Here is a 6,504-nt window from a genome sequence, read left to right as displayed (position 1 = left end):
TTAGCAAATGTCAACTAAAATTATCGAAAATTTTAACTAACTGTGTTATACTATCTGCTTCGTTTTCTTCACCGCGTCAGCAGCGAAGAACCGAACTATACGCCTACCAACAAAACCAGTCAACACCTTTCGCAAAATTATTTTCTGAAATCTAACCACCTCCCTGTTTTAACAGGGTTTTTATTTTATAAAAAACTCCAACAACCTTCCTACACTATCCATGCATACAAAAAAATACAAGGCCGTCTGAAAGAGTATTTCAGACGGCCTTTTTGTATGTTTTCTATTTATCCAATACGTTGAAGGACAATTTCTAGGACGAATTTACTGCCCACATAGGCAAAAATCAGACTGACAAATCCGACAATAGTCCAAACGGCGGCTTTTTTGCCGCGCCATGCGGTCATGCTGTGTTTCAACAATAATGCGCCATAAATCAGCCACGACATAATACTGAAGATGGTTTTATGCGTGAAGGTCATTGGCTTGCCGAAAACGGTTTCTGCAAAAAACGTACCGCTGATAACGGAATAGGTCAACAAGACGAAACCTGCCCACATACCTTGGAACATGAGTTTTTCTAAACTCAATAATGGCGGCAAGAAGCTGACCAATGCGGAAAAACGGCGTTTGTGCAGATTGCGGTCGAGCAAAAGGATCAGGATGGCAAATAAGGTAACGATGCCAAACAGTCCGTATGCGAGCAATGATGATGCGATGTGCGATAGCGGCAATAAGTCTACGATTTGACGACCTGTGAAATCTCCCGGGAAAAGGAAACCCAGCAATAAGGTCAATGCGGCACAGGGATACAATAAGAGTTGCACACCGCGCAGACAATAAAAGAAACTGCCCAGGCAGTACATCATCAGCATCAGCCAAACTATCAGACTGAGCGAATAACCAAAACCGGTAATCAATACCCTATCCTGCAATACTGGGAACATCAATGCTGCGCCATGTACCAATAATGCGCCGCTCAAAATCAGCAGCTCGGTTTTCAGCGGGTAAGACTTATTATTGTGCTTTTTATGTTGCAACCAGGAAAATGCGCCCAATCCGGCATACACCAGCATAAGGCAGATTAAGACAATCGGCATAAATATCTTTCTCAATAGATACTATGAACACTTGACGGACACCCGGCAGGGTTTCAGACGGCCTTGGTGTGCGTGTTTGTGTTCTTGAAGCATAACTTCGGACTATCGTGTAAAATAATCCGAATTTTATTTTAACAAAGAATGCCCTGTATTGGGCAGCTATTCTCATTATCAAGGATAAGTATGTTAGACAACCTGACCAATCGCTTCAGCAAGGTGCTTAAAAATATTCGCGGCCAATCAACGCTGACCGAAGACAATATTAAAGAAGCCTTGCGCGAGGTTCGTCTTGCCCTGCTGGAAGCCGACGTTGCATTGCCCGTCGTTAAAGAATTCGTCAACACAGTCAAAGAACAGGCCCTTGGACAAGAAGTCGTCGGCAGCCTGACGCCTGACCAAGCCTTTATCGGCGTGGTCAACCAAGCCTTAGTCGAATTGATGGGCAAGGAAAACAAAACGCTGGATTTGTCGGTTTCACCGCCTGCCATTGTTTTGATGGCTGGTTTACAGGGTGCCGGTAAGACAACAACCGTCGGCAAACTCGCCCGTCTGCTGAAAAACGATCAGAAGAAAAAAGTCTTGGTGGTATCTGCCGACGTTTACCGCCCTGCTGCGATTGAACAGCTGCGCCTGTTGGCCGAACAGGTCGGCGTGGACTTTTTCCCATCCGATACCAACCAAAAACCGGTTGAGATTGCAACTGCCGCCGTCGATTACGCCAAAAAACATTTTTACGATGTATTGATGGTCGATACCGCCGGCCGCCTGGCAATCGATGAAGAAATGATGAACGAAATCAAAGCTCTTCATGCCGCGGTTAACCCGGTTGAAACTTTGTTCGTTATTGATGCCATGTTGGGTCAGGATGCGGTGAACACTGCTCAGGCATTTAATGAAGCCCTGCCGCTGACCGGTGTCGTATTGACCAAGATGGACGGCGACTCGCGCGGCGGTGCGGCATTGTCCGTACGCCATGTAACCGGCAAACCGATTAAATTTATCGGCGTCGGCGAGAAAATCAACGGCCTCGAACCTTTCCACCCCGACCGTCTTGCCAGCCGTATCCTCGGCATGGGCGACGTATTGACCCTGATTGAAGATGTCCAAAAAGGTATTGATGAAGAAGCCGCTGCCAAAATGGCGAAAAAGCTGCAAAAAGGCAAAGGCTTTGACCTCAATGACTTTAAAGAACAAATTCAGCAGATGCGCAACATGGGCGGCTTGGAAAACCTGATGTCGAAAATGCCGGGCGAACTGGGCCAAATATCGAAACAAATCCCCGAAGGCACGGCCGAAAAAGCGATGGGCAAAGTGGAAGCCATCATCAACTCAATGACCCCTAAAGAACGCGCCAACCCTGCCCTGCTCAAAGCCAGCCGCAAACGCCGTATTGCGATGGGTGCAGGTACAACCGTGCAGGAAGTGAACAAATTGCTCAAACAGTTTGAACAAATGCAACAAATGATGAAAATGTTCAGCGGCAACGGTTTGGGTAAACTGATGCGCTTGGCCAAAGGCATGAAGGGAATGAAAGGCATGTTCCCGGGTTTGTAAGCCGAGGTGACAGAAAACGCCGTCTGAAAAGTTTCAGACGGCGTTTTTGTTTTGTATTCAGATTTAAAACCATGAGGCTTTAGCAACCATCTCTATTCTATAACGTCTAATATAAAAGGCCGTCTGAAATCCTATTTTCAGACGGCCTTTACTCATTCAGCCTTCAACTTATTGCGGTTTTTTCTGCTCTTCGCGTACTTTGTCCACCAGTTGGTCAATTGTGGTCATGCCGGACTGCCAGTCTTTAAATTCAACTTGGTATTTGCCGCCGACGATCACAGTCGGTGTGCCGCTGATTTGGAATTTATTGGTCAACTCTTCCATTTGAGCCGCACGCGCTTGGCTTTCAGGAGCCTCAAATGCAGCCAATACTTTTTTGCCGTCAAACGCTGTTTGTTCGGACAGCCATTTTTTCAGGGTATCGGTATCGGCCAAGTTGATTTTTTGGTTAACCATCGCATCGAAAATATGGCTGTTGGCTTTATCTGATTCACCGGCCATTTCCACTGCGGCCGCCAAACGTGCCAAAGGTTTCATTTCGTCACCCCACACGACATGCTCCCGGCGCATATAGGTATCGTCTTTAAACGTTTTGATGTGCTCGCTCAAGACAGGCTCAAGATGGGCGCAATGCGGGCAGAAGTAGCCGAAGAATTCCAATACTTCGATTTTGCCGGCCTGCTGTTGCGGAATCGGATTGGACAATACGGTGTAATTGACACCTTCGGTCAATGCGGCAGGGGCTGCCGGAGCAGATGTGTTGCTTTGGGCGCTGTCTGCCGGAACGCTGGTTTCCGCCTGTTTGCCGCAAGCGGCCAATGCCAACAGGGTTAATGAGGTCAAGGCTAAGGTTTTCAGTTTCATAGGTATCTCTTTACATTCAAATCAATGGGCGGATTTTATGGCATTTTGTTGGAGGTGTGTTCGATTTGAGTGAAAAAATGTGTTTAGTTTTATTTCAACCTTTATAAAAGGCCGTCTGAAATATGGCTTAGATCATAGCCTTATTTTCAGACGGCCTTTGCCTGATTTCATCAGAAACGGTAATTTACCCGGGCAGTATAGCCGCGCGGATTACCTGGCATGGCATCCGAACGCCAATATTTTTGATTGAGCAGATTTGCCGCGGCAAAGGTAACGTTGACGTTTTTATGGTTCCAGCCAAGCATGGCGTCAACTCGGGCAAAGCCTGGAAGCGTAGTTACTTCTTTATTTCTTGAGTCGTAACCGTAGCGTTTGCCTGTACCGGTTACGCCGATTTCGCCATAGAGGTTTTCGGTCGGGGTATAACGGAAAAAAAGGTTGCCGGTAACGTTGCTGGTGTTATTCAAATGAATGCCCACTCGGTCGGGATTGTCTTTGTCTTCAACGACTTTCGCCTGCATCACGCCCAACGAACCGCGCAGATAGAGTTTTTTGGGAATGATTTGCCCGATGGCGGACAATTCCACGCCACGCGAACGGTGTTTACCGCCGACTGCCCAAGTGTAGGGATCATTTTGCGCGTCGGGGCGGTAGCGGATATTGAAGCGTTCTATTTGGTAGGCAGACAACGTAGTGCTGAGGCGGTCGTCTAGCCAACTGCTTTTAACGCCGGTTTCGTATTGGCGGATGTACTCGGGGTCGGCGTTGAACACGGCGGAAGACGACGTATCGATGCTCAAATAGCCGCGTCCGCCATAAGGTGCGAAGCCTTTGTTATACGAGGCGTAGAGCGTGTGGGCAGGCGTTGCGTTCCACACTGCGCCGATGTTGGGGCTGAATGAGTGACCGCTGTATTGGCGGCGGCTGCCGGTGAGTTTGTTTTCTGAATTGAAGGTGTACTTGTCGTAACGGCCGCCGAGGACGAATTTCAAATCGGGCGTGGCGGAGAAGATGTTTTGCACAAAGATGCCGTAGGAGTCGGCTTTGTGGCGGTTTTCGGTCAGTACGGGCTGCAATCTACCCGAAGCCGGCCAGCTTGCGCGGTCGTAAGGGTCGATGGAGGCAGTAAAGGCGCGGCTGTAACCCAATGTCGGGTTGCGGTGTTCGCGGCTGTAATCCATGCCTACGGTCAGGTGGTTTTCAAAACGGCCGATGTTGTAGTCGCCGTTGAGCGTGAAATTGGACGACAGGGTTTTGTTGTCGGTCTGCTACCAGGCGTAGTTGCGTTTGATTCGGCTGCCGTTTTCGCTGCCTGCATGAAAATGGTCGAAATCCTGCGCCGCCGTGCGGTGGGCGAGCTGCCATTGGGCGCGCCATTTGTCATTGAAGGCGTATTCAAGGTCGGAACGCCAAACTTGCAGCTTGTCTTTCACAAAATCGTTCGGGTGGGCAAAGCCCATGCGGTAAGGCAGTCCGAAGCGGTCGTACACGGACTTGGTCGGGCTGCGGTCGGGCGTGCGCTCCACATTGTCGTAGGTATATTGTCCCGTCCATTTCAAGCCGTTGTCGAGTTTGACGGTAATGCTGGGCGAAACCATGACATTTTTGCTGTCTATGCCGCTGCGGAACGAATTGGCGCGCCCGACTTCGCCGGTGAGGCGGATGGCGACGTTTTTGTTCAGCACTTCGTTGATGTCCATATTCAGGCTGCGGTTTGCCCACGAGCCGTAAACTGCACCGATGTTGCGGCTTTGTTTGAAGTTGGCGTATTTGCTGACCATGTTGATAACGCCACCGCCGTTGGTGCGGCCGTAAAGGACGGAAGACGGGCCTTTCAGGATTTCCACGCGCTCGATGTTGGCGGTGCTGCGGCGCACTTGTCCGCTTTCGCGCACGCCGTCACGGTAAATATCGGATGCATCGGCTTGGAAGCCGCGCAGGAAAATGCTTTCGCCGCGCATATCGTAGGCAGCGTCAATGCCGGCATTGCCTTCGAGGATGGAACTCAAATCGTTCGTACCGTAATTTTTGTTTTTCTGGATATTGAGCGTATCGACGGTTTGCGGCGTTTCTTTGATGAGCTGGCCGTTGCGGGTAACGGCGGCTTCGTCGTAGTTGATGTAGCCTTTGAGTACGCTGGTGTCGGACTGTCCGACCACGGTAACGGTGGGCAGAGTGGCGGTGTAATGTTCACCATTGTCCTGCGTATCGGCGGCGGCAACAGGGAAGGAAGCGATAATCAGCGTGGGTAATAAAGCCAAATGAAATGGTATTTGCATTTTTATACTCAATTTAACGAAACAACCGAATTATATTGCTTCATAAAAGAAATGAGAATAGTTTCTTTTAATTATATTTAGCATGATATTTGTAAACAAAGGCCGTCTGAAACACATATCAGTTTCAGACGGCCTTCGTTTATTAATATTAATAGATACTGCTACACTACTTACTCAACAACATTTCCTGCATCAGCTTCATGCCCCATTGCCAGCCGCCGAGTGCGCCGTTTAACCGGCCGGAATGCGGCGATTGAAGCAGGCGTGCATGCCAGCGGTCAGCCTGTTCTTGCGCCCAATCGCGTGGCGTGCCGTTTGTTTCGGCGATAACCAGCGCTGTACGGCAAGGACAGCGGACGCGTTGGAACGTATGGATTTCGTCCTCGGGAAAAGCTTCTGGGCGAGGCGAGACCAAAATAATATTAGTCAGGCGTTTTTGCGTCATGATGTCGGCTTGGTACAGCCATGCCAAAAATGCGGACACGCCGGCACCATGAGCCACGACGGCAATATTTCTGCTGACGATATGGTCGAAGGCCGTCTGAATGGCATGTTGCCATTCGGAAATGGTTTGCCGCCCATCGGCTTCGGCAGTTTGAACAATCGGATAGCTGACCGCCCAGCGGTCTATCCACATTTCCGCTTCATCCGCATCGCGTATCAGAAACAGTGCCATTTCTTCGAGTTCGAAGCTCTGCATTTCAGAC

Annotated in this window: 4 protein-coding genes and 1 pseudogene; 1 reads left to right on the top strand and 4 read right to left on the bottom strand. The window is 49.4% G+C overall.

Annotation, left to right across the window (positions count from 1 at the left end):
- Nucleotides 1-287: 287 nt before the first annotated feature.
- On the bottom strand, nucleotides 288-1,100 hold the full coding sequence (locus ACTHTS_RS09100) for a cytochrome C assembly family protein (RefSeq protein WP_440369833.1): 813 nt from the start codon (nucleotides 1,098-1,100) through the stop codon (nucleotides 288-290).
- 183 nt (nucleotides 1,101-1,283) lie between these two features.
- On the opposite strand from ACTHTS_RS09100, the gene ffh reads away from it, so the two are divergent.
- The gene (ffh, locus tag ACTHTS_RS09095; protein WP_003684000.1) at nucleotides 1,284-2,654 is read left to right on the top strand and encodes a signal recognition particle protein; all 1,371 of its coding nucleotides are present in this window, start codon (nucleotides 1,284-1,286) and stop codon (nucleotides 2,652-2,654) included.
- Between the two features lie 168 nt (nucleotides 2,655-2,822).
- Here the strand turns inward: ffh and ACTHTS_RS09090 are convergent, their stop codons facing one another.
- The 3 genes and pseudogenes from ACTHTS_RS09090 to ACTHTS_RS09080 all read right to left on the bottom strand — a co-directional run bounded on the left by ACTHTS_RS09090 (nucleotide 2,823) and on the right by ACTHTS_RS09080 (nucleotide 6,497).
- A complete protein-coding gene (locus tag ACTHTS_RS09090; RefSeq protein WP_003749428.1) occupies nucleotides 2,823-3,518 on the bottom strand; it encodes a thiol:disulfide interchange protein DsbA/DsbL in 696 nt (231 codons plus the stop codon).
- 170 nt (nucleotides 3,519-3,688) lie between these two features.
- A pseudogene (locus tag ACTHTS_RS09085) lies at nucleotides 3,689-5,797 on the bottom strand (TonB-dependent receptor).
- A 166-nt stretch (nucleotides 5,798-5,963) separates the two neighbouring features.
- Nucleotides 5,964-6,497, bottom strand: coding sequence for an alpha/beta hydrolase (locus ACTHTS_RS09080; protein WP_440369832.1), 534 nt, complete (start codon nucleotides 6,495-6,497; stop codon nucleotides 5,964-5,966).
- Between the last annotated feature and the right edge of the window lie 7 nt (nucleotides 6,498-6,504).

Origin of the sequence: Neisseria sp. P0019.S003 (assembly GCF_051957115.1) — a bacterium.
Lineage (GTDB): Bacteria > Pseudomonadota > Gammaproteobacteria > Burkholderiales > Neisseriaceae > Neisseria > Neisseria flavescens_D.
Note: the sequence above shows the minus strand (reverse complement) of the source record. Positions and strands in the feature narration are given on the sequence as shown.

What these genes read in the sequence shown, in the direction of transcription:
- ACTHTS_RS09100 (WP_440369833.1), bottom strand. Translation starts at nt 1,100, where the DNA reads ATGCCGATTGTCTTAATCTGCCTTATGCTGGTGTATGCCGGATTGGGC.
- ffh (WP_003684000.1), top strand. Translation starts at nt 1,284, where the DNA reads ATGTTAGACAACCTGACCAATCGCTTCAGCAAGGTGCTTAAAAATATT.
- ACTHTS_RS09090 (WP_003749428.1), bottom strand. Translation starts at nt 3,518, where the DNA reads ATGAAACTGAAAACCTTAGCCTTGACCTCATTAACCCTGTTGGCATTG.
- ACTHTS_RS09080 (WP_440369832.1), bottom strand. Translation starts at nt 6,497, where the DNA reads ATGCAGAGCTTCGAACTCGAAGAAATGGCACTGTTTCTGATACGCGAT.